The sequence below is a fragment of the Paraglaciecola mesophila genome (assembly GCF_009906955.1).
Taxonomy (GTDB): domain Bacteria; phylum Pseudomonadota; class Gammaproteobacteria; order Enterobacterales; family Alteromonadaceae; genus Paraglaciecola; species Paraglaciecola mesophila_A.
The window spans coordinates 739741-762595 of sequence record NZ_CP047656.1 but is presented as its reverse complement, the minus strand read 5'-3'; the positions used below and the strand labels follow the sequence as shown (position 1 = coordinate 762595).

Annotated in this window: 14 protein-coding genes; 5 read left to right on the top strand and 9 right to left on the bottom strand. The window is 44.4% G+C overall.

The features are described from left to right. Positions 1-4 precede the first annotated feature (4 nt). Complete coding sequence (locus FX988_RS03140) at positions 5-2170, top strand: molybdopterin-dependent oxidoreductase (protein ID WP_160182083.1); 2166 nt, start codon at positions 5-7, stop codon at positions 2168-2170. Between the two features lie 86 nt (positions 2171-2256). On the opposite strand, the gene FX988_RS03135 is transcribed toward FX988_RS03140, so the two are convergent. The 7 genes from FX988_RS03135 to FX988_RS03105 all read right to left on the bottom strand — a co-directional run bounded on the left by FX988_RS03135 (position 2257) and on the right by FX988_RS03105 (position 16239). Continuing rightward, positions 2257-5322, bottom strand: a complete 3066-nt coding sequence (locus FX988_RS03135) for an efflux RND transporter permease subunit (protein ID WP_160178299.1) — start codon at positions 5320-5322, stop codon at positions 2257-2259. 12 nt (positions 5323-5334) lie between these two features. Then, on the bottom strand, positions 5335-6489 hold the full coding sequence (locus FX988_RS03130) for an efflux RND transporter periplasmic adaptor subunit (protein ID WP_160178298.1): 1155 nt from the start codon (positions 6487-6489) through the stop codon (positions 5335-5337). Between the two features lie 234 nt (positions 6490-6723). Next, on the bottom strand, positions 6724-7263 hold the full coding sequence (locus FX988_RS03125; protein WP_160178297.1) for an RNA methyltransferase: 540 nt from the start codon (positions 7261-7263) through the stop codon (positions 6724-6726). Then, complete coding sequence (locus FX988_RS03120) at positions 7260-8279, bottom strand: aldo/keto reductase (protein WP_160178296.1); 1020 nt, start codon at positions 8277-8279, stop codon at positions 7260-7262. The genes FX988_RS03125 and FX988_RS03120 overlap by 4 nt, the downstream gene beginning before the upstream one ends. Before the next feature lie 180 nt (positions 8280-8459). Beyond that, on the bottom strand, positions 8460-11618 hold the full coding sequence (locus FX988_RS03115) for an efflux RND transporter permease subunit (protein WP_160178295.1): 3159 nt from the start codon (positions 11616-11618) through the stop codon (positions 8460-8462). After that, positions 11611-15045, bottom strand: a complete 3435-nt coding sequence (locus FX988_RS03110; RefSeq protein WP_160178294.1) for an efflux RND transporter permease subunit — start codon at positions 15043-15045, stop codon at positions 11611-11613. The genes FX988_RS03115 and FX988_RS03110 overlap by 8 nt, the downstream gene beginning before the upstream one ends. A 15-nt stretch (positions 15046-15060) precedes the next feature. Beyond that, a complete protein-coding gene (locus tag FX988_RS03105) occupies positions 15061-16239 on the bottom strand; it encodes an efflux RND transporter periplasmic adaptor subunit (RefSeq protein WP_160178293.1) in 1179 nt (392 codons plus the stop codon). A 571-nt stretch (positions 16240-16810) separates the two neighbouring features. On the opposite strand from FX988_RS03105, the gene FX988_RS03100 reads away from it, so the two are divergent. After that, positions 16811-17392, top strand: coding sequence for a porin family protein (locus FX988_RS03100; protein ID WP_160178292.1), 582 nt, complete (start codon positions 16811-16813; stop codon positions 17390-17392). A gap of 124 nt (positions 17393-17516) precedes the next feature. Here FX988_RS03100 and FX988_RS03095 read toward each other — a convergent pair whose 3' ends face one another. Next, entirely contained in the window at positions 17517-17813 is a 297-nt protein-coding gene (locus FX988_RS03095; protein WP_254700708.1) for a hypothetical protein, read from the bottom strand. A gap of 235 nt (positions 17814-18048) precedes the next feature. Here FX988_RS03095 and FX988_RS03090 point away from each other — a divergent pair, with 235 nt between their 5' ends. The 3 genes from FX988_RS03090 to FX988_RS03080 all read left to right on the top strand — a co-directional run bounded on the left by FX988_RS03090 (position 18049) and on the right by FX988_RS03080 (position 20492). Next, on the top strand, positions 18049-18861 hold the full coding sequence (locus FX988_RS03090; RefSeq protein WP_254700707.1) for a substrate-binding periplasmic protein: 813 nt from the start codon (positions 18049-18051) through the stop codon (positions 18859-18861). A gap of 137 nt (positions 18862-18998) precedes the next feature. Beyond that, positions 18999-19412 carry a hypothetical protein gene (locus FX988_RS03085; protein ID WP_160178291.1) on the top strand — a complete coding sequence of 138 codons (414 nt, stop codon included), beginning with the start codon at positions 18999-19001 and terminating at the stop codon, positions 19410-19412. A 123-nt stretch (positions 19413-19535) separates the two neighbouring features. After that, entirely contained in the window at positions 19536-20492 is a 957-nt protein-coding gene (locus FX988_RS03080; protein ID WP_160178290.1) for a sulfotransferase family protein, read from the top strand. On the opposite strand, the gene FX988_RS03075 is transcribed toward FX988_RS03080, so the two are convergent. After that, positions 20489-22633, bottom strand: a complete 2145-nt coding sequence (locus tag FX988_RS03075) for a methyl-accepting chemotaxis protein (RefSeq protein ID WP_160178289.1) — start codon at positions 22631-22633, stop codon at positions 20489-20491. The two genes, FX988_RS03080 and FX988_RS03075, sit on opposite strands and share 4 nt — an antisense overlap. Between the last annotated feature and the right edge of the window lie 222 nt (positions 22634-22855).

Below are 22855 nucleotides of genomic sequence, written 5' to 3'. Positions count from 1 at the left end.
TGTGATGCAAACGCAGCCGCAAAAACACTTTTCAACCTGTACACTTTGTGAAGCCATGTGCGGCATTGAAGTGACAACCCAAGGCCGAGATATCTTGTCTATTGCAGGTGACAAGATGAACCCGTTCAGTGAAGGCCATGTGTGCCCCAAAGCAGCTGCTATGAAGGACTTGTATGACGATCCTCAGCGCCTACGTCAACCTGTGCGCAAGACCGAAAACGGCTTTGAACCCATTAGTTGGGATGAAGCACTTGATACCGTGGCGAACACGTTACATAAGATCCAAACTGAACATGGTAAGGATGCGGTCGGTGTATACTTAGGCAACCCCAATGCACATAACATGGGAAGCATATTATTTGGCCCGTACTTTTATCGCGCCTTGAATACTCACAACCGTTATTCGGCAACATCTGTTGACCAGTTACCTCATCACATTGTTAGCCGGCAAATGTTCGGGCATCAGCTGCAAATTCCCATTGGCGATATAGATCACACCGATTATTTTATGATCATAGGTGGCAACCCACTTGCGTCAAATGGCAGCATTATGACCGTGCCTCATATTAAACGGCGGCTAAAAGGGATCCAGAAGCGTGGCGGCAAAGTCGTCGTGATAGATCCTAAAAAGTCTGAAACCGCCGATATTAGCTGTGACCATCATTTTATAAAACCCGGTAGTGACGTATTGTTGCTATTAGCTATGTTGCACACATTATTCGCCAAAGACTTGGTGAATGTTGGTGAATTGATAGAACATGCGCCGGACTTGCTCAAGGTAGAGCAGTTCGTAAAAGCATACCCTGCGGTGCGCGTTGCCAATCGTGTGGGTATCAGTGCCGATAATATTGAGATTATGGTCAGTGAATTTTGCTCAGCGAAGTCGGCTTTTTGCTACGGCAGAATGGGTGCCAGCGTTCAAACGTTCGGAACCTTGACTCAATATTTAATTATGTTGTTCAACATGCTCAGCGGAAACTTTAATCGCCCCGGTGGCATGATGTTCACCCAGCCCGCTGCAGATACGTTGCCTCATTCTGGTCGCGGAACTATGGGTAAATATGCATCACGGGTACGAAAGCTGCCTGCATTTGCTGGTGAATACCCGGTCGCGGCGCTTTGTGAAGAAATTACCACCCCAGGGGAGGGGCAAATAAAAGCCATGGTGATTGGCGGTGGTAATCCTGTTTTAACCACTACTAATGGTAAGCAGCTTGATAATGCTTTTAGCCAATTAGATTTTGTGGTCGCTGTTGACTTTTATGTGACCGAAACCAGTCGTCATGCGGATATTATTCTACCGCCAGTAACCGCATTAGAGCGCGATCACTATGATGTGGTATTTCATAACTTCGCTGTGCGTAACAGTGCGAAATTCTCTCCTGCGTTATTCAGTCAAGAAGCAGACACCAAAACTGATTGGCAGATTTATCTCGGGTTAGCTGAGCGCATGGATAAACTGAATGGTAAAGCGACCGAACACTACGCGACATTGTGGCAAAAAGAGCCCACAGGTGTTGTTGACGACATGCTAAAAAGCGGCCGCTATAGCAAGGGTGAACATCAATTAAGTATTCAAACCTTACTTGAGCACCCTCACGGGATAGATTTAGGCCCGTTGCAATCTGAGCTACCTGAAGCCATCTATCACCCAGATAAAAAAATCAACATGGCATTTGATTACTTCATGGGTGACTTACCACGAGTAGAGCAGCACTTCTTTTCAGACGCTTCGCCCCTTGATGCTCGTAGTGCAAATACCTTGGATTTGATTGGTCGTCGTCATTTGAAATCGAATAACTCTTGGTTGCATAACAGCCCAAGAATGATGAAGGGTTTAAACAGTAACGAACAAGGGCAAAACCCTAGATGCAGCGCGCAAATTCACCCTGATGATGCCCAGCGATTTAATATTCAAAATGGGCAGTTTATCCGTGTTACTTCAAGGGTGGGGCAGGTCGACATAGTGGCTGAATTAACTGAAAAAATCATGCCTGGGGTGATCTCTATTCCACATGGCTGGGGGCATAACAAAGCGGGCAGCAATTGGACGTTAGCTGAGCAGCACAGTGGTGTAAGTGTAAATGATTTAACCGATGAGATGTGTGTGGACGAGTTATCGGGCAATGCGGTGTTAAATGGCGTTCCTGTGACCATAGAACCGCTGTAAACAGGTACCAGCGTTATAAAGACGGTACTTTGTGATGTGATCTTTTAACGCTGGCTTTTGGTTAAACACTGTCGCGCGCTTCCCTATTAAGAACTCGTTGATTCTTCCCGTGATGCCTTAAAGAAAGCTGCGTACAATACTGGTACTACGCCCAGAGTTAGCACTGTTCCCACAGCCAAACCAAAAGCAATCACACAAGCCATGCCGTAAAATAGGGGGTCGTGGCTAAGGATCAGCGGCAGCAAACCAGCTACTGTGGTAATGGTTGTCATGGCGATTGGGCGCACGCGAGTAATACAGGCCTTTACGATTGCATCGTAATCTGAGGCACCATCACGACGCTCAATATCAATGCGATCAATCAATACAATCGCATTATTGATGATGATCCCTGCAAGGCTATATAAGCCCAGTGTCACCATAAAACCAAACGGGGCAAACATAACACCTAAACCCAGTACCGCACCGATAAACGACAATGGCATCGTTAAAACAATAATTGCGGCTTTTCGAAACGAATTAAACTGTGCGACCAGCAAAATTAAAATTAAGCCTAGTACCATTGGCATACTGGCGCTCAAGGCTTTCTGCGCTTCCTCTGATTGAACGATGACACCGTCATACTCTATATAGTGATTTAGAGGTAAGTCTTCGGCTAATTTTTGCAAATCTGCATCGATTTTGGCTTTTAGGTCTTCTGCGGCCATACGGCTGTTACGCGCTTCAACGCTGACAGTGGTGAACATATCCTCGCGCTGAATAATCGAATACTGGTTCACTGGCGAAAACTCGGCTACCTGAAATAAGGGGATGGCTTTACCTGTCGCCTGTGAAAAGACATTCAAAGAGCGTAAACGGTCTAAATTGTGGCGCTCAGCGTCACTGGCCCGAAACATAATAGGGATAATATCATCTTCTTCGCGAAACTCAGTGACCGCGGCCCCAGAAAAATACGCTTGCAATGAATTCGCTATGTCTTGTGAGGTAACTGATGCTCGGCGCGCGCGTTGCTGGTCAACACGCACCTCAATTTTCGCGGTCATGCTTTCCCAATCACTACGAATGTCACGGGTGTCTGGCACTTCATAGAGTAAATCCATGATCTGTTGCGCTTTTTGGTAAATCACGTCCTTGTCTGGTCCTTTGACTTGGATTTCAATGGTTTTCGAATCCGATGGCCCTAAAAACATTTTTTTGGCGCGAACGGATACATTCACAAAACGATGCTCAAGATCTTCATCAAGCTTCAGAGCAAGTGCTGCAATGTCGTTTTCAGGTTTAATGTTAAGGACCATAAATGCTTTGTTTTCAGCGGGATCCTCTGGGCTAAGAGATAACACAAAACGTGGACCACTAAAGCCAACATAAGCTGAATGACTTTCAATGAAGTCATAGCCGGACTCATTGTCTAACCAGTCCATGACTGCGTGCATTTGGGTGTTGGTTTGACGCTCTGATGTACCGCTAGGCAAATCGATATTCACCAATAACTGATTCCGATTAGAGTCAGGGAAAAACTGTTTAGGGATAAATTTCATAGCAAATACCGCCGCTATCAATAATCCGAACAACGAGGCTATAAAGAGAAGCTTGAAGCGTAAAATGAAATGAAGGAACGTCTCGTATCGACCTGTGACTTTCTCCGAGGAGAGGGCTTTTGCTCCTGCTTGTGATTCGTCGACTTTAATAAAGTGATAGCACAATAGCGGTGTAACACACAGGGCAAGTACCCAGCTAGCGAGTAGGGTGATAAGGATAACCAAAGAGACTGAGCGTGTGTACTCGCCAGCCACATGCTCCGCCAGCATTAGAGGTAAGAAGAACAAAATGGTGGTAGCGGAGGAACTCAGTAGAGGAATGGCAAGTTCTTTTCCTCCTTGGGTCATGGCTTTGAAGCGCTCTTCGCCGTCTTCAAGCCGGCGTTTAAAGTCTTCGGCGATTACAATGCCGTTATCGACTAATAAGCCTAGTGCGATGATAAGCGTTGCTAAGCTCATGCGTTCTAAACGAATTTCGAAAATTTGCATGAGGGTGAGGGCTGATAGCATCACAAAGGGCACTATGGTTCCCACAATTAAACCGGTGCGCATACCGAGAAACAAGACCACTACAATCAGAACAATGATAAGCGTTTGCAAGACGTTCATAGACACGCCCTGAACGGTTTTCTCAACTTGCTGTGCTTGGTAGGTGGCGATATGCAGTTTGTATCCTACGGGCAAACTGTCTTCAAGTTGCTCAATGGCAGCTTTTAAACGAGGTGCGTATTCTAAAATGTTGTAATTGGGCAACATGGAAATAGCAAACACGATAGCTTGTTCACCATTAAAATAAGCAAGATTATTTGGCGGGTCCACATAGCCTCTGTGAAGTGTCGCAATATCGCTAAGGGCAATAGATTCTTGCGTCCCGGGTATTGTAATATAGGTTTCTGCAAGATCTTCAAGGCTATTGAAATTGCCTGTGGGTTCGATGATAAACGACAATAGCCCCGTGTCTATTTGCCCCCCAGAACTAATAATATTCTGGGTTTGTAGTGCATTCATCAGCGTACTCGGTGAGATCCCCAGTTGGGAGAGTTTTGCGTTAGAGGTCTCTAGGTAAATTCGTTCGTCTTGCACCCCCAACAACTCAATTTTTTTGGTGCCATCCACTGCGTATAAGGTATCGCGCGTATGTTTTGATATATCAAACATCTGACCTAAATCGAATCCGTCGGCGGTCAATGCCAAGGTTAGTACGGAAACGTCACCAAATTCATCATTAACAAAGGGGGTGCTTGTTCCTTCTGGTAACGATGCTTGGGCCTCTTCTACTTTGTTGCGTACGTTTTGCCATATGGAATCGAGATTAAAATAGCGGTCGTATATTTCCACATGGATCACCGACAAACCTGTCGATGAAGTAGAGCGAAGCTTTTCTACTTCGGGGATTTTACGAATTTCTTCTTCTAATGTTTTGGTGATCAGTAATTCAACCCGCTCAGGGGACATACCAGGGTAGGAGGTACTAACGATTGCTTCACGAATGGTAATACTCGGATCTTCCCGAGCGGGTATTGTAAAATACGCGATAACACCATTGATGAGAATGATCGCAACAATCATCAATACCAGTTTCTGATGCTTAAAGGCAATTTCTGTGAGATTCATAACACCCTGCCTTTAATTAAAACGTTGTACATTGTCATCTAGTAAGGTCACTTTTTGACCCTCGCGTAGAAATGATACACCTGCAATCGCTATGATTTCTCCGGCTTTCAAGCCACTTGCAATGAATACCTCATTGCCAAGAATATTGGTTGCGATCACGTTGCGCTTGGTCACGGTTTGACTCGCTTCGTTATACACAAAGACAAATTTTGATTGATTAAGACCTGCACCCACAGCTGAAACCGGAACGATCATGGATTCATGACTGGAAGAATTTATTTGATTGTTAGGCAATTGGGTAAGCGCATTTTCATATTCTTCATTGGTGTAAGTGATATCAACTTCTGCTGTCATACCGGCGCGCAGTATTGGTGAGCTACCGTTTAGTACTAGGGTAATAGGGAAAGCATTCGCCGTTTCAGCACGAGTACCTACCTCGGTGATAACACCGGTGAGTTCTACATTGGGGGCAGCAGGGAAGCGTACCGGCACTATCATACCGTCAGATAAGTGCTGAATTAAACTTTCAGGTACAGATACGTGTACCTCAAGGCCACCATGGCCTTCTACTTCAAACACACTTTGTCCAGGGGAGATTTGCTGGGAAGGTTCTATCATACGCTTGGTGATGACACCGTCATAAGGGGCTTGTAAAGTACTGTCTTGTCGGTCTTTGGTGGCTAATTCAAGTTGACTTTTGGCCACTTCTACATTACTCAATGCAGATTTATACGCGGCTTCTGCGTTGTCAAAACCTGACTTTGAGACTAGCCCTTGCTCCACCAATTCTTTGTAACGCTGGTACTCATTTTCGGCTTCATTTAATGCTGAACTCGCTTGAGCATATTTGGCTTGAGCAGATTGAAAGTTGAGATTGAAACTGCGCTGATCTAAGGTTGCTAACACTTGACCTTGGGTTATTTTCTGGCCTAAATTGACCGCGACGCTGGCCACTTTTCCGCCCACCAAAAAGCTCAAAGAGGCTTTTTCTACCGCTGCTGTTGCACCGGCTAATCTGCGAACCTGGGTTAGATCGTGAGGTTTTACTTTTGTCCAAGCTATTGGGCGAACGACTTCTTGTTCGACTTTTTCTTGCTCTGAACAGCCGGTGACGATAAAAAGTGTGGCCAGCGTTAGGCTGGTGAGTAAATATGCAGGTCTAATCACAAGTTTGTCCTAAATATAAAATTTTTATCGTCTGACAATGGCTTCAAAATACGCATTTAAGTTACGCGTAACCATTGAGCGCATTTAAAATCAGTGTCTGTTTATTATGATTACTTTAATTAAGACGTAACCAAATCGCCAGTGTCAATTCAGCGATACATTATAAAAGAATACCAAAATGGAGACTATATGAGCTTATTTTCCCATCAAATACCCGTTTCATTTCTTTGCTGATCATACCTTGGTACGATTATTCGTGTCCCGACTGGCGACTATAATTTGGTCACCATATTGCGTTGTATCTGACTTGGCCAATCTGTCATAAAGTAATACGTTGACCGTGGCTGCTAAGTTCATACATCCCGAGGTGGGCACATAAACAACATGTTGGCATTTATCTAATATGTTTTGTTCAATGGAACCATCTTCAGGACCAAATACGTAGTAAGCGTGCTTAGGGTGTTCAAAGTGTGGCAGCGGTGTCGCGCCTTCTACTAATTCAACGGCTACCATAGACATATGTGGTCCTGGCATAGGCGCGTCTATTTGCGCTAGGGGGATATTCAAGCCGACATTTTTTGTATCTGTGTTAAAAGCTCGTGCTCTGGCGTACCGTTCGCCAGTGTACAAGACGCTATCTGCGCGATAGCAGCCAGCCGCCCTCAGGATGCTGCCCATATTCTGTGGGCTTTTCGGATTAATAATGCACAGTGTCACTGAATCGTCTGAAGGAGAGCATTTATCAGATGTTGCTAAATCATTTGAATATGTCATGAGCCTGCCAAAATCTTTTCAATACCAACAAGGTGCTCTGGGCTAAAGTCGAGATTGTTTAGCGCATTGACGCAATCTTCAATCTGTTCGACCTTACTGGCTCCAATGATTGCCGATGTAACTGCTTGCGGTTGAAGTACCCATGCTAAGGCCAGCTGAGCTAAGCTCTGTTCACGCTGTTGGGCTACCTCGTTGAGCTTTTGTACCTTGGCAATTTTATCGCGGGTAATGTGATCGGCATTCAGATGAATTTGTTCACTGCGTGAGGCGCGAGAGCCATCTGGGATCCCATGCAGATATTTGTTAGTCAAAAAACCTTGTGCTAACGGTGAAAACACCACTGAACCAACACCATTGTCTGTGAGCACATCGGTAAGGCCGTCTTCTATCCAGCGGTCGAACATATTGTAACGCGGCTGGTGGACCAATAATGGCGTACCTAAATCTTGCAATATGGCGATAGCTTGCTTCGTTTGCTGCGCACTGTAATTTGAAATCCCTACATACAAAGCACGCCCTGAGCGCACAATGTAGTCTAATGCTTGCATGGTTTCTTCAAGGGGCGTGTCAGGGTCAAATCTGTGAGAGTAAAACACATCAAAGTAATCCAACCCTGTGCGCTTTAAGCTTTGATCACAGCTTGAGATTAAGTATTTGCGTGAACCACCTATACCAAACGGCCCTGGCCACATGTCATAACCGGCCTTGCTTGAAATCAATAATTCATCTCGATAGGGCGCTAAGCTCTTTGCCATTAACTTGCCAAACGTCGACTCAGCGGAGCCATAGGGAGGACCATAATTGTTGGCCAAATCAAAATGATTAATTCCCAAATCGAATGCTTTGTGCACCATAGCTTGGGCATTACTAAATGCATCTACTTCACCGAAATTTTGCCAAAGCCCTAATGCCAAGCGAGGTAACTGAACGCCGCTTTTACCGCAGCGTTTATAGGGCATATTTTGATAACGAGACTCGCTTGGTGTGTAGCTAGGGTTAGGTTGGTGGGTGATCATAATCGCTCAGGTAACAAAATTTTCGTTAGCCTAAACGAAAGCCTTTGAATTCTCAATTTATGAATGAAAATTAAAGGCTTAGAAGCAAATGGCTTTAAATCTAGTAGCTGACTGTAAAAACAAGCCCTAGCATCTTTACAAAAAAGAACATCTTAGGGCTAAAAAAGTCCACATAAGGGCTTATATTTTTACCACTTTATTGGCCCAAATTTTTGAGGTATTGAACAACTGAGCTGCTTTGGCTCTCAATCTCAATAGCAATACATAAGCAAGAGGAACAAGTACTAAACTGGTCACGGTGGAAAAGGCCAATCCACCAATTATGGCAATGGCCATGGGCGAATATGCAGGGCCATCCCCACCAATCGAAGTGTTGCCTAAAGCCAGCGGTATCAAGCCGACTATGGTGGTTGCCACTGTCATTAAAATGGGTTTGACCCGAGTTAAACAGGCCTCTATAACGGCGGTATTAATCTCATGACCTTGGCTAATGAGTTGATTTATCCTGTCTACTAACACAATCCCGTTATTGACGACTATGCCCATTAGTATGAGCATGCCTATCATGCTCATAACAGACATAGCGGTACCCGTCACGAACAAAGCCCAAAACACACCCGTAAGGGAGAATAGCAAAGAAGTAATAACCGCCGTAGGTAGAAGCAGTGATTCAAACAAGGCCGCCATGACGATGTAAATCATGCAAATTGCCAGCAACATATTGGTTTGCATGACAGATTCATTTTGATTTTGTCTGTCAATACTGCCATCAAATGTCCAGCTATAGCCATCGGGCAAAGTGAGGTATTGCATAACGTCTTCAATACGTTCTTTTGCTTGTTGTAGCGTCATATCATCATTCATGTTGGCACCGATGGTCACAGATGTTTGTCGATAACTGCGGCGAATTTCGGCTAACCGTGGCACGATTTTACTTTCGCTCACCATATCAAGGGTAATCGTTTGCTGGCCAATACGGGTGATGGTGAGGTTTTTTAGCTCAGCAATAGACTCCTGTAGCGCTTGGTCGAACAGCATACGCACGCCAATCTCACCGCTTTCGCTATCTCGATAGGTGCGCAGGTTAGTACCGCGTAAGCCACTTGCCACGGTGCGAGCGACATCGTTAGCTGACAGGCCGTAACGAAAAGCTTTGTTGCGATCAACAACTATCTGTAATTCGAACTTTTGGTTATTGCCTTCAATACCGACGTCCGTTAGCCCGTCTATTTGCTTGATGATCGGCAGCACACGCTCGGCGACTTGACTCAAAGACGCCGATGAATCGCCTAAAAGTGTAAGTTGCAAGCCTCCGCCGTTGCCTTGCTCCCACTTAAATGATGGACGAGCACGAGCAAATTTGGGCATATCCTTAAGAATGAGTGCTTTTAATTCGTTTTTAGAGATAGGCGTGTCTTCTTTCAGTGTAATCGCCGAAGTCGCTTCTCCTGCAGTAAAGTAGGTGTAGACCTGCTCAATGTAAAACTTCTCCTGGTTGGCATACAAATAGCCCTCCATTTTGTCAACTGACTTCTCCACCTCAGGCAAACTGTAGTTGCCTTGAATATCGTAGTTCAGCCACAACCGATTATTGCTATCATCATCGTCGTCACCACTAACAAACTGCATAGGAATCGCGGTACTCACCAGTATGAGAACAGCGATCACGCAGGTTAATCCTCGATGACACATAGACCAAGTGAGAACGGTTTTATAACGACGAGCAAATTTACCTAGGTTGGCGGGAACATCGCCGCTATTTGCTACCGAAGTTTTATGATCGCCTGTGGCACTGGGCGCGTTATTCGTTGAATTTGACGCCTTGCCTGAAAAACGGCTAGTCAACAGGGGGATCAAGGTTTGTGCAATCAGCAAAGAGGCGAATAAAGAAATACATATAGCGATAGCCACATGTTCCAAAAATATCGTTAAATTGACTTTTACTCCGACAATATTGGGTAAAAAGACGATAGCCGTAGTTGTGGTGCCGGCAATTACCGCCAAGCTCACTTTGCCTACTCCTGCTTTCGTGGCCTCTACTGGGCAGGTAAAGTGGTTTCGCTCTTGTTGAATGCTTTCTGTAACGACAACAGCATTATCCACGAGCATGCCTACCGCAAGCATTAGGCCCATCATCGATAATATATTAATGGTATAGCCCATAAAATACATACACCCGAGGGTGATACAAATTGAAAAGGGCACTGATAACACTACGATCAGGGTGGTGGTTAGATTGCGTAAAAATGCGTAGAGCACCAAAATAGACAGTAATGCACCGAGTAAACCTGCGTTAAGCAAATCTGCTAGGGACTCAGTCACACTCGCAGCTTCATCATCCATTACAAACAGATTGATACCGGCAAACGCAGGGCTGTCATTAGCTTGGTTAATCACTTTCATTACAGCTTGTGATACTGCCACTAAGTTACTGTTAGATTCGCGAAAAATGTTAAAGCCAACTGCATAGGTTCGGTCTAAATGTCGGCCTTCAGTTCGCTCGGGGCTTTCGAAACCTATGTGCGCAATATCACTTAAACGTACACCTTTTTGAATTATCAGGTTGCTGATGTCTTCAATTTGAGTAAATGCCCCTTGTGGGTTAATGCTAATTTTTTGTTCTAAGTCATAAAATGTGCCTGCGGTCATAGCAAAGTTTGCTTGGCGCAGTGCATTGACTAGCGTGTTGTTAGGGATCCCCAAACTAGCTTGTTTTTGTGTATCGATACGGATCGCGATCTGCTTTTTAAGCACACCGTACAATTCGACTTTTGATACGCCTGGTACCCGCTCAATTGGCATTTTTAAGTTTCGTTCTAGTAAGTCATAGGCATCCGATAGATCCCGTTCGCTAGACACCCTAAGTTGAAAAATCGGCAAATCACTGGTGTTAAATTGATACACCAGTATTCGCTCTACATCATCAGGTAAGTCATTGCGGATCGCGTCAATTTTCTCTCTGGCTTCAATCCCTTTTGCTTTTAGGTTTTCATCCCAGGCAAATTGAAGTTGGATTTGGGCAGCGTTCTCAGTGGATTTTGAGCGTAAACGCTTTATGCCTGACATGGTTGCCAGCACTTCTTCTACCGGGCGGGTGATCATTTTCTCTATTTCCGCTGGGGTGGCGTTTTCATAGGGAATGTGTACTGTAATTTCGGGAATATCAATGCTGGGAAATTTTTCTAATGGCAACAATTGTGAGGCTAAAATGCCAAACAGTAACATAGAGAAAAACACCATGCCTATGGTAACGGGGCGGCGCATAGCGAAGGCTGCAAGGCCCGCGCCTAGCGCAGAAAATTTATCTTTAGTTTGTCCTTGTTGGTCTGACTTATTCATAGCTAGGCTCCTCTTTTAAAAGATGGCCTTTAGGCCCGTCAAACTGACTTGATGTTGAGGCTTCACCAGCAAATTTTTTGTTGTCAAATAAGGCATATAAGCAAGGAATAAAAAATAACGTGAGTAGGGTGGCAAACAGTAGACCAGAAATGACCGTAATCGCCATAGGGACACGCATTTCCGCACCTTCTCCTAAGCCTAACGCCATAGGTAATAACCCCAAAGAGGTCGTAAGGGTGGTCATTAGAATAGGGCGAAGACGGTTTTGCGCTGCATCAAGGATCGCTTGTGATTTAGCGACACCTTCCGTGCGCAGCTGATTAATCCGGTCGATAAGCACGATTGCATTGTTCACGACTATTCCAGCCAACATGATTAAACCGATAAAAACCACCACACTAATGTGGGTTTGGGTGATAAATAACCCATAGATAGACCCCGCACAGGCTAATGGCACAGTAAGTAAAATCAATAATGGGTGTAGTAATGATTCGAACTGTGACGCCATGACCAAATACACCAGAAATATCGCCAGTGCCAAGGCAAATTGTAGCGAAGCAAAGCTGGTTTTCATTTCTTCGCTTTGCCCAGCAACACGCGCTTGCATGGTTAGAGGCAATTGCATGTCACGGATATGTCGGTTTGCAGCCTCAACCGCTTCGGATAAGTCGCCATAGGCTAAATTGGCAGATATCACCGCAACCCGTTGTTGGCCGATGCGCGTAATTTCGCTTGGGCCAATTGACATGCTCAAGGTAGCAACGGCATTTAAGGCGATGGCGCGCTCAGCGTCAGGGTTGACGATAATACGTCCTATGTCCTCAATGGAGTCGCGCTGGGTATTAAGGCTACGTACTAGAATATCAATTTTACGATCGTCTTGATTAAATTGACTGGCGATTTCACCGCCCACTTTTGCGTTGATAAGCGTTGAAACTTGTGGTGCGCTTAAGCCAAGCTGCGCCAGTTTAGCGTGGTCGAAGGTGATCTTAAGTTCAGGCGTGCCGCGAACCAAGGAGCTTGTTACATCACTAAAACGCGAGTCTTGTTGCAGGGTTTCTACCAAGGCTGCACTATGGCGTCCTAAACTTGCCAAATTGTAGCCCATTAAGTCGATAGAAAGGGGGGCAGAAAAACTAAACAACTCAGGTTGACCAAACTCTGCTTGTACACCCGCTTGTTTACTTAAGTACGCCCGCATCTTGTCTTGTACTTGCAATAACTGCTGTTCGCTTGAATCGCTGTGCATGACAACATTAAGTTTGCCCCAGTTTTCACCCCCTTGACTGGCTGAAGCGTTCATCAGACTGCCAGTACCGGCTAACGAGTAGGTGCGTTTCACACCTACTTGGGCTGCGGTGAATAGCGACAAGTCTGATAGGGTTTTGTCGGTATGAGTGAGAGGACTACCATTTGGAAGCGTAAGCTCCACATAAAACTCGCCCTGAGACATGCTGGGGATCAGTTCCATGCCTAATTTCGGTACCAGAAATAAAGCACTGGCGGAGATTGCTACCATTGCCATAAGTAATAATACAGGCGCTTGTAAGGCTCGTTTGAGCAAAGATGAGTAGCCTAATGTTGTGCTCCCCATAAGCCGTTCAAACAGCCACAAAACAGGTTTCAATATAAAGCTTAGCGTTTTTGCTACGCCCCTGAATACGACTAACACACTGGTGGAAATAACCAACGGAAAATAATAAAAAACGCCTCGTGCGAGCCACACAAAGGGCAAACTAAGTAGCTGAAAAACACGTTTTACTGGTCCCAGTTTAGATGTCTCAGTTGGGCTATCTTGATGGGGATCTAGCTTGGCATTTACCTGCAAGCCCGTTTGAGATAGGTCAAGAGAGTTCGCCATGTTATCGTCAATGGCTACCTGAGACTCGCCGCTTTTCGGATTTGAAGAGTGACGCTCACGCGCTGCTAACATAGGAATAACCGTTAGCGCGACAATCAAAGAGGCGCCTAAAGCAAATGTAACTGTTAAGGCTTGATCGGCAAATAACTGGCCAGCGATACCTTTAACAAACACCAAGGGAAAGAACACGGCCATGGTCGTCAAGGTTGATGCGATAATTGCCATTGAAACTTGTTTTGTGCCCTTCGCGGCGGCTTGGTGAATATCTGCTTCAGTCTTTTTATGACGCTCAATATTCTCAAGCACGACGATGGCGTTATCAACCAATAAGCCAATGGCTAACGCGATGCCGCCTAAGCTCATAATATTGAGACTTATATTGTTGCCATACATCAAATTAAAGGTCGCGATAATTGAGACAGGAATCGATATAGAGATGATCAGCGTTGGCCAAATATTGCGTAAAAATAAATACAATACGAACATGGCTAATATGCCACCGATGACGCCTGCAGATTTTACATCGTCTATGGCATTGGCAATAAAAACAGACTGGTCGTAAATAAGCTGTATGGTGTAGTTTTCCGGTAAAGCGCCCTCTAGCTGACGTAACGCGTTATTGACGTTTTGCGCAACCTGTACCGTGTTGGCATCCCCTTCTTTATAGACGGCAATTTCAACGCCTTCTAAGCCATCAAAACGGGTAACGGAATCTCGTTCTTTGTAAGCGTCTTGAATAACAGCGATATCCCCTAGGCGAATATTTTTATTGTCGCGCCGGGCAATAAACACATCTTGCATGTCAGCAATGCGAGTGAACTGATTTAAGGTACGCACCGTGTATGCTTGGGAGCCATCTTCAACGCGACCGCCTGCAGCGTTAACATTTTCCTCTTTTAACCGTTTGATGATTTCACTCATGGGAATTGCTAATTGACTGGCTTTTTGCTGATCCACCAAAACCTGAATTTCGCTTTCTAGGCCGCCACCAATTTTGATCGATGCGACACCGCTAATGGACTCAAGCTTACGTTTTATCTGCTGTTCAGCGTATTCCCTTAAGCGCTTCATGCCATGCACATCAAGGGCTGGTGCCTGAGATTCATCATTACTAACTGCATTGACAGCATGATGAGAAAAGCCAAAACCAAGGCGCATAACGGGATCTAAACTGGGGTTAAAGCGCAGTAACACGGGCTTTTCAACGTCTAAAGGCAAAATCAATATATCGAGTTTTTCGCGTACTTCTAAACTCGCCATATCCATGTCAGTACCCCATTCAAATTCAAGCAGGACATCAGACTGGCCCGAAGTCGATGAAGAGGTGACTTTGCGAACGCCTTTCACCACACCGATGCTTTCTTCTATCGGCTTAGACACAAGCTGCTCGATTTCCCCTGGTGCGGCGCCTGCATAATCAGTACGTATTGTTAGGGTAGGGTAAGACAATTCAGGTAGTAGGTTTATCGCTAAGCGTGACAGAGACACCATGCCAAACAAAACCACAGCAAAGGTAAACATCCACACAGCGACAGGGCGCTTTACGGCAATATCAACAATATTCATGCTAGGTGTCCTTACTTAGCTGGTGTGGTTAGTATTATGTGATGGCTTATCTTTGGTTTGCTGCGAAGTGTTGGAAATCGCTTGCTCATGGGATTGAGCCTGTAACAACAGCGCTTCTGGATTCACGATTTCTACTGGTGCTTGGTCTTTTAAGTTTTGATGGCCTGTGATCACAACGTGTTCATCACCGCTTAAGCCACTTAAAATTTCCACATAATCGCCTTCTTGATAGCCAATGCGAATCTCTTGTTTGTGGGCGATGCCATCCGTGACTACGAACACATTGATTTTGTTATCTATGCTTAGCATAGCTTTGCGGGGCATTAGAGTAGCTTGTTGATGAGTGTCGTAGTTTAAATCCACATGCGCGAACATACCTGCTTTAAGTAAATGCTCGTTATTAGGTACACGTAAGGTGACTTTGAAGGTGCCAGTTGCAGGGTCAATCACCGGGCTAATACGTTCAACAAATGCATCGACCTTGCTGTCTTGCAATGCACTTAACGTGAGAGTTGCGGCTTGATTTTTATGCACTCTTGAAAGTTCTTTTTCAGGTAAATACACCACACCATAAAGTTGGCTTTGCTCTACAATGTGAAACATTTGAGCACGTTGGAACGATTCGGTTAAATTTCCTACTTTGGCATTTCGGGTGGCAATATAACCGGAAATTGGGGCGACAATGGTGGCTTCTTTTAAATCTAATTCAGCTAAGGAAAGGGTGGCTTTTGTGGACGCGTACTGAGCGCTAATTTTGTCATAGGTGTCATCGCTGACGAGCTTTTTATTGTACACCTTATCAATTTTTGCCAGCTCCTTTTCAATACCGACTAGATCTGCTTTGGCCCGAGCAAGGTTCAAGCGATAGCGTTCTGGCTCTAACTGAGCAAGCACTTGCCCTTTTTTGACGTAGTCACCTTCTTCAACGTAGATATGCTCAATGATGCCAGATGCGCGTGCGACGACGAAAGCTTCTTCTTTTGCTTCGAGTACGGCTGTGGTGGTGTAGTTTGAGGAAATATCGCCAATATGCAGTGCGCCGGCTTCGACCGGCACTGAAATAACCAATTCTTCTTTTGGCTCTGTGCTGGTGGCATCTGCACCGCCGCACCCCGCGAGTATTGTGCTAGCGCTCAATAATGTGAGTACTGTCAGTGCGTTAAAACCGATAAGTGGTATCGTTTTAATCGTCATCTTATTCCCCTGTATCTTTGTTTTTATCATCGTATTTAGAATATGTGTGCTGTTAGCCCCATGGGGCTGAGATGTAGCCTCTTGTTGGTTGAGAGCAGAAGTTATGCCATAGCGGAATAAATAAATTTAGTGGTTTAAAATCAGATGTTTACGTTTATTTTGTTTAATGCTTTTGTTAAGCGTGAGGTCAAATAAACGATTGTTTAGTGTAATTTCCCACTTATTCGTCATGGAGCCATAAACTGTAGCCCGCGCGCTGCTCAGGTTGTCGCATATAGCTTAGCAAGCTAGGTATTAAAAACGCTGCGAGTGAGATTGAGTGTGATGTTGAAAAATGAATGTCGGGTTGAAATTTAACCAGTAAAACTTGCTTAAGGATATGCATATTGTACATAGCTGGATACTACTTATACTGAAAGCATGTAGAAAGAAAATTATGTAATATATTGATTTTTATTGTTTTTGTCTTGTTTCGGGATGAGTGGCACAACACTTGTTTAGGCTTAGTTCGGCAAGCTAAGTTGCTTGGCCATCTTTCTAACACTCTCGATTATGAACTGCGGAGATAATTATGAAAAAATTTACCCTTACTACACTAGCAGCGACCTCTTTACTCATGACTTCAGGTGCCTCCTTGGCTGCGACAAATGACAGTGTAGATCACCATGGCATCTATGTTGGTGCTGGCTACGGATTAGTTGATGTGGACGGCGATGAAGATTTTGATCGTGACGACAACGCAGCAAGCGTGTATGTCGGCACGCAATTCAACCAGTATTTGTCTGTTGAAGGCGGCTATATCGACTTCGGTGAATATGGCAATGATACATTTAGTACTGAAGTCGATGGGTACACTCTCGGGCTGAAGGCTGGCTTGCCAGTGAATGAATACATCACACTGTTCGCAAAAGGCGGCCAGTTATGGTGGGATGCTGATATTAACGCCGCGGGAGTGAATGACAGTACTGACGGTGATGACTTATTTTACGGAGTAGGTGCATCTTTTGCTGTTTCTGAAGGCTGGGATGTGCGCGTAGAATACACGCGTTTTGACTTAGAATTCGAGCGTGATGAAATAGGTATTTTGTCTGAAATTGATAGCTTCGACAGTGACGTAGATTACGCCAGTGTGGCCGTTCAATATACGTTCTAGTGCAGAAAGTTTGGCAGTATCGACTGGCGCTTTGCGCCAGTCGATGTGTCATCTCTGCTAGAGGGAATTTATGCCACATCAAGCGCTAAGCGAATGCCAAGAGCAGGTGGAAGATAGCCTAGTCCTAATTTCCTTTTCCCTCTGCGGTCGCTAAAATAATTTTCAAGGCTTCCTCTTTACTAAACCCTGCTTCAATCAGCGCCTCGTAGTACTTTCTTTGCAATTGGGCCTGCGCTTTAATTAAATCGGGATCGCTCATCGCGCGTACTTGATTCTTCATTTGTTCCGCTAATTGTGAGTTGACAAAATCCAATGGGTTACCCATTTGTTGAGCGTGTAAGCCTGAGGCAAACAACGCACTCAACATGGCAAGCGATAAAGTTGTTTTGCGAGCAATGGAGGGGGTGTGTTTTAGTGCCATTAAACGTTCCTTTTGCGTTAGATGTCATTTGGTCGAAAGCCAACGAGCATATTTTCGATAAACCGTGATGGCCGGAACCATGAAAAATGATACCTTTATCACCTTACCACTACAGACAAGGCCAGCGTAAATTAGTTGCATTTTTCAGGCCGTGCTGAGCAAATCAACAAGTCGGGCCCTGACTCGGTCGTGTTAGTTTGATAAGCGAATAAATGTTCGAAATGTGAAGCACTTTATGCCTATACTTAATTTCTTAGTCGAAAAGGAATGTCGTGGACTATTGATGGGTAAATGTCTGATTTTTCTCTTGGTTTTAATACCTTTTGCGCTTTTCTCTGAAACTTTTACGTCACACTGTCGGAACTATCCACCTGAACTGTATTTTGATGGCAATAAGTGTATCGGCGTTATTCCTGATTTAGTTTCCGATATCGTGAGTGAATTGGGTCATGACATTAAATGGTTAAACGCCCCTTGGGTACGTTCCTATCGTGAAGCCAAAAAGGGAAAAGTGGATATACTTATTCGCCATTCTATGACAGCTGAAAGAGAGTCCGTTTTACGAGCTATTACTTACGGATACGATACACGTCACTTAACTTTTTTTGTGGCCCCCAATTTTAATGGCGAGATCACCTCCTATGCGGATCTGGCCAATCTCAACATTGGGGCGATAAGAGGGGTGTTTTACTCACCGAAATTTTCTAACCTAGACCCTAATACCTTAACATTGGTTGGAACATCAGAGCAGTTGGTCGCGATGCTTGAATTGGGGCGCATCGATGTTGTTGTCACCTCTGCCTCACAACGCATCGAGTTATTTGAGCAACGCTTTGCAAAGGCGGACTTCGTTGATAGCTTTACCAATGCGTTTTATATCAGCGTGGTCAAGGGCGGTAATGCCATGCCGATTTATGATGCACTAGCGGCTAAGATGCTTGAATATCGAAAAATCGGTAAAATCTCTCAATACTACGAAAAATATGGTGCAGTACCTCCACAACAAGAGGATGACGTCAACGCTAGGAAACTGTTACCCACTCAGTGAAGATGAGGCTGGGCTTAACCTAGTTGAATGATGAATAGCATCAAAGCGAATTCCATCGGGCTCTATCACCGTTTAGGTGTTGGCATTACGAGCGATTAGCATTTTTGTAGGCACGCAAACGACACGAGGAGCAATCTGTGGGACTAATTTTGTTGCCTATCCTGATATTTTGGTTAGGCATGGCCCTTTATGTATTACACACCAGTTACGAGGTTATAGGGAGCTTATCCAGCTATATCGAAATGTTCGGGTTCAGCAGTGCCTTAGGGATAAGTTACGCATGTTATTTATATTGGGGTTTTAGTCGGTTCAAAACACGTACTAAGCTGGCGTGGTATGATATCCCCCTGTTTTTCACCACTCATAAGCCTAGTTTGTTCACGTTTACCTTGATGCTAATCATTCATAGCACGGGAATAATGCAATGGAGGAACGCCTACCTACAATTAGTCCCGGTCATTATGCTGTTTGCTATATCACTGGGTGTGCTCAGTGCTATATTTTTCGCCCCTCAATATATGAAGCGCAAAGGTATTCAACAAATTCACTGACCATCACGTATTAAAAATAAGATTTGTGGTTTTGATGTGCTTAAATTGATTCACTCAATCTAAGCACTAGGTTTTTTGTTCGCTATGGCCGCGGCGCTAATTCACAAAAGGTTTCACGAAAGAATGAATGATCTGATACGGCAATTCACACATAAGATTGCCTCCCAGTTAAGACAAATTAGTGACGTAACAATGTCAGAGGAAGAAGGGGAAATAGCCCTTAAAAAACGAAAACTGATCATTCACGCAGGAACGCCAAAAACAGGAACAACTAGCGTTCAAGCATACTTAAGTAAGAAACAGCGAAAACTGCGAGGAAGGGGGATCCTTTACCCTCATAATCTCGAAGCATCTGATAACCCAGGAGCGCCTACTCACCAGTGGTTTGAGAAAAACCTAGTGTCTACACATGTTGAAAATTTCATCGCTAATGTTAGCAATGTCGTATCACAGATAAAAACCGATACACATACGGTGATATTGTCATCAGAAGGAATTTACAATTATTGGTGGGATTTTCCTGAGGCATCAAAAGATTTGTTGCGCGAACTCGCTAAGTTGTTCGATGTAAAGCTGTGGGTATGGTTTCGCGACCCTGTAAGTTTTGTAGAAAGCTACTACAAGCAATGTATTCGCAATCCCCAAGTGACCAGTAATCCCTGTTATGGCAAGGACTTATCTCTTAACGAAATGCTTGATATACCTTGGTTTGTTCAGCATCTTGATTACCAAGGGTTTGTCACACAAACTCGAATGATATTTGGTCAAAACAGCGTATCTGCCTATGAGTATAAAGGCGATATAGTAAAGCAAGTAAGCACCTTGCTCGGCTTAGCGACCGCTCACGACAACCCTACGCCTAGACAGAATATTAGTTTGAATGACGCGACCATTGCACTTTTGCGCACGATTAATCATTATGATGTAAAAGCCAAGGACAAAGAATTATTGATGCCTTTGATTAAAGACATTAACAACATAATGGACCGTTATACCAGCCAATGCGTGACGGATGAAATAGCGAAACAAAGGGTATTGAGCTTGGTGAAATCCGTGACATTTTGCAGCATTGATCCTTAACGCCTGCTCACTTGAAACGTGCCCATTAATTGCTGAAGACGATTGGCGTTAGTATTCACCTGTTCTGAACTCATACTCAATTGCTGAATAGATGAGGCCATGGCTTCTGTTACTTCTGTAACCTGTTGGGCGGTCTCACCGTTGAGAGCACTATTTTGCTCTATGACATTTATGCTCTCAAACATTTTCTCTACAATGGCATGTAGCTCAATATTTTCCCCCGATGCGGCCTCTGTTAACTTTAAGCTTTGATCTACATTTTTAACCCCAGATTCCATAAAGTTCACCGCATGTAAGGTTTCTTGCTGCAAGCCTTGGATCATGGATTGTATATCTTTCGCTGCTCCCGCTGTTCTACCGGCTAAACCGCGCACCTCATCGGCCACCACGGAGAACCCTCGTCCGTGCTCACCTGCACGCGCCGCTTCTATTGCTGCGTTTAAGGCAAGTAAGTTGGTTTGATTGGTGATCTCGGTGATAACATCAATGATATTTCCTATTTCTCCCATCCGATCGTCTATGGATTGCACGCTGGCCGCTGTGTTTTCGACAATATCTCGAATTGCTTGTGTACCGGCCCTTGCATCTTCATAGTCTGATTTTGCTTTTTCCACGACGGTTGCCATTGATTGCTTCATATCTTGTGCAGTATTCGAGGCCTGTAATATAACCTCTCGCTGCGTGTGAATTAATGCTTGCATGCGCAGCATAGATTCGTGTACTTGATTTGAGCTTGAATAGGCTTCGGCGTTTTTATCCAACATATCGTCATTGGTTTTGCGAACATCGTGCGAAGCATGGATCACTTGACCTACAACACTGTCTAAATTATCGATAAAGCTGTTTATCCATCGGCTCATGTCACCGGTTTCATCTTGCTTTATACCCGTTTGATCCAACCTTTGGGTAAGGTTTCCTTCGCCTTCAGCTATGGTACGTATCACCGATGTCATTTCATTTAGGCGGTTTGATAGCTTATTGGTACTCAATGTGGCAAATAAAGCACCACTGAGTAATAGCCCCGCAGCAGTGATTAGATTGCTGGTCATCAGAGATAAATTTGTGTACTCCAGCAGCCCAATATTCAAACCAACGACTGAGGCTGTCATCGCAAAGTATTTTTTAAGAAGTGATAAGTTAATTGAGCGACGTCGATAGACTTCCTCTAAGTCTCCCTCACACATCATTCCCCATGAATCTAACGACCCATGTAGTTTAAATGTGACGCCTTTACCGATAACAGGTATATGTCGATAATCCGAATAGCCAGGATAAGTAACAAATAAATTTTGTCCATTTTTAATGGTTTCACGTATCCCAGGATGTAACTCGCCAGTAGCAGGGTCGATAAAGCGAACTTCTAATTCAGTATGCTTGGCAACCTTGACTACCCCAAAGTCAGTATGTACCCCAGATTTTAGGTTTTCACCATGGGAAAAGGTGCTGTCTTCAAAGCGCGAACGCGATAATGCAATTCCCGGTTTAATGCTAGGGTCAAACCTTGATTCGACCATAAACAAATAGTTGTCACCAGATTCACGGTAAACATGGCCTGCTTCTCGTTGGATCAAGTCACCTAACACATCATTCGGTACGCGCCCACATAATAGAGCAAACGTTTGTTCGTTAATGATTATAGGCTGGTAAAACATTAACGTGACTTCATCATGAAAGTTAGAGCTTGAGGGACCAATTGTTAAGGTATCAGTGTCCGTATAGGGACCATGTAAGAATTGGCCTTGCAAAGACTGTTCGATCGCTTTGTGCTCGCTATGGCGGCGATTAACACGTTGACTATGTGTAGATACTAAAATTTTGCCGCGGGGATCAATAATAAACAGCTCAGAAAAATCTTGCGCGCTTTTCAGACCATCTAGAAGGGTCTTATTGCACGCAGCCAAATCATCAATATCAATAATGTTGGCGGTTGAGAGTAAATGTTGCCATTGATTATTAACCCAGTTTTGTAGAAGTTTGACTCGGGTGGCTGCGATTCCTTCAAACGTTTGTTCAACCGCGGGGTATATGGAGCGATTGACAAAACATGACCAACCAAGTGACAACTTACCATTGATACCAAACCAAGGTAACCAGCTGCGCTCTTTAGCTGACAACTGCATCGCGTTACTTTTTAAATGCAAAGCGCCTCCCAACAAACATGCAAATAAATTCAGTGATGCACAGGCAGAGCAACATCAGTGCCTAAATGTCAAGATAACCAAATTCGTAAAATAACCGACGTTTTGTTGATAAAATGCCCAACCGTGCGCCAAAATCATGCATAATTTTAACCGTTTTGCGCATAATGTAGAAAAAGTGTTAACGTAACACCACTAGAATACACACCAAAGGGAAGCACCAAA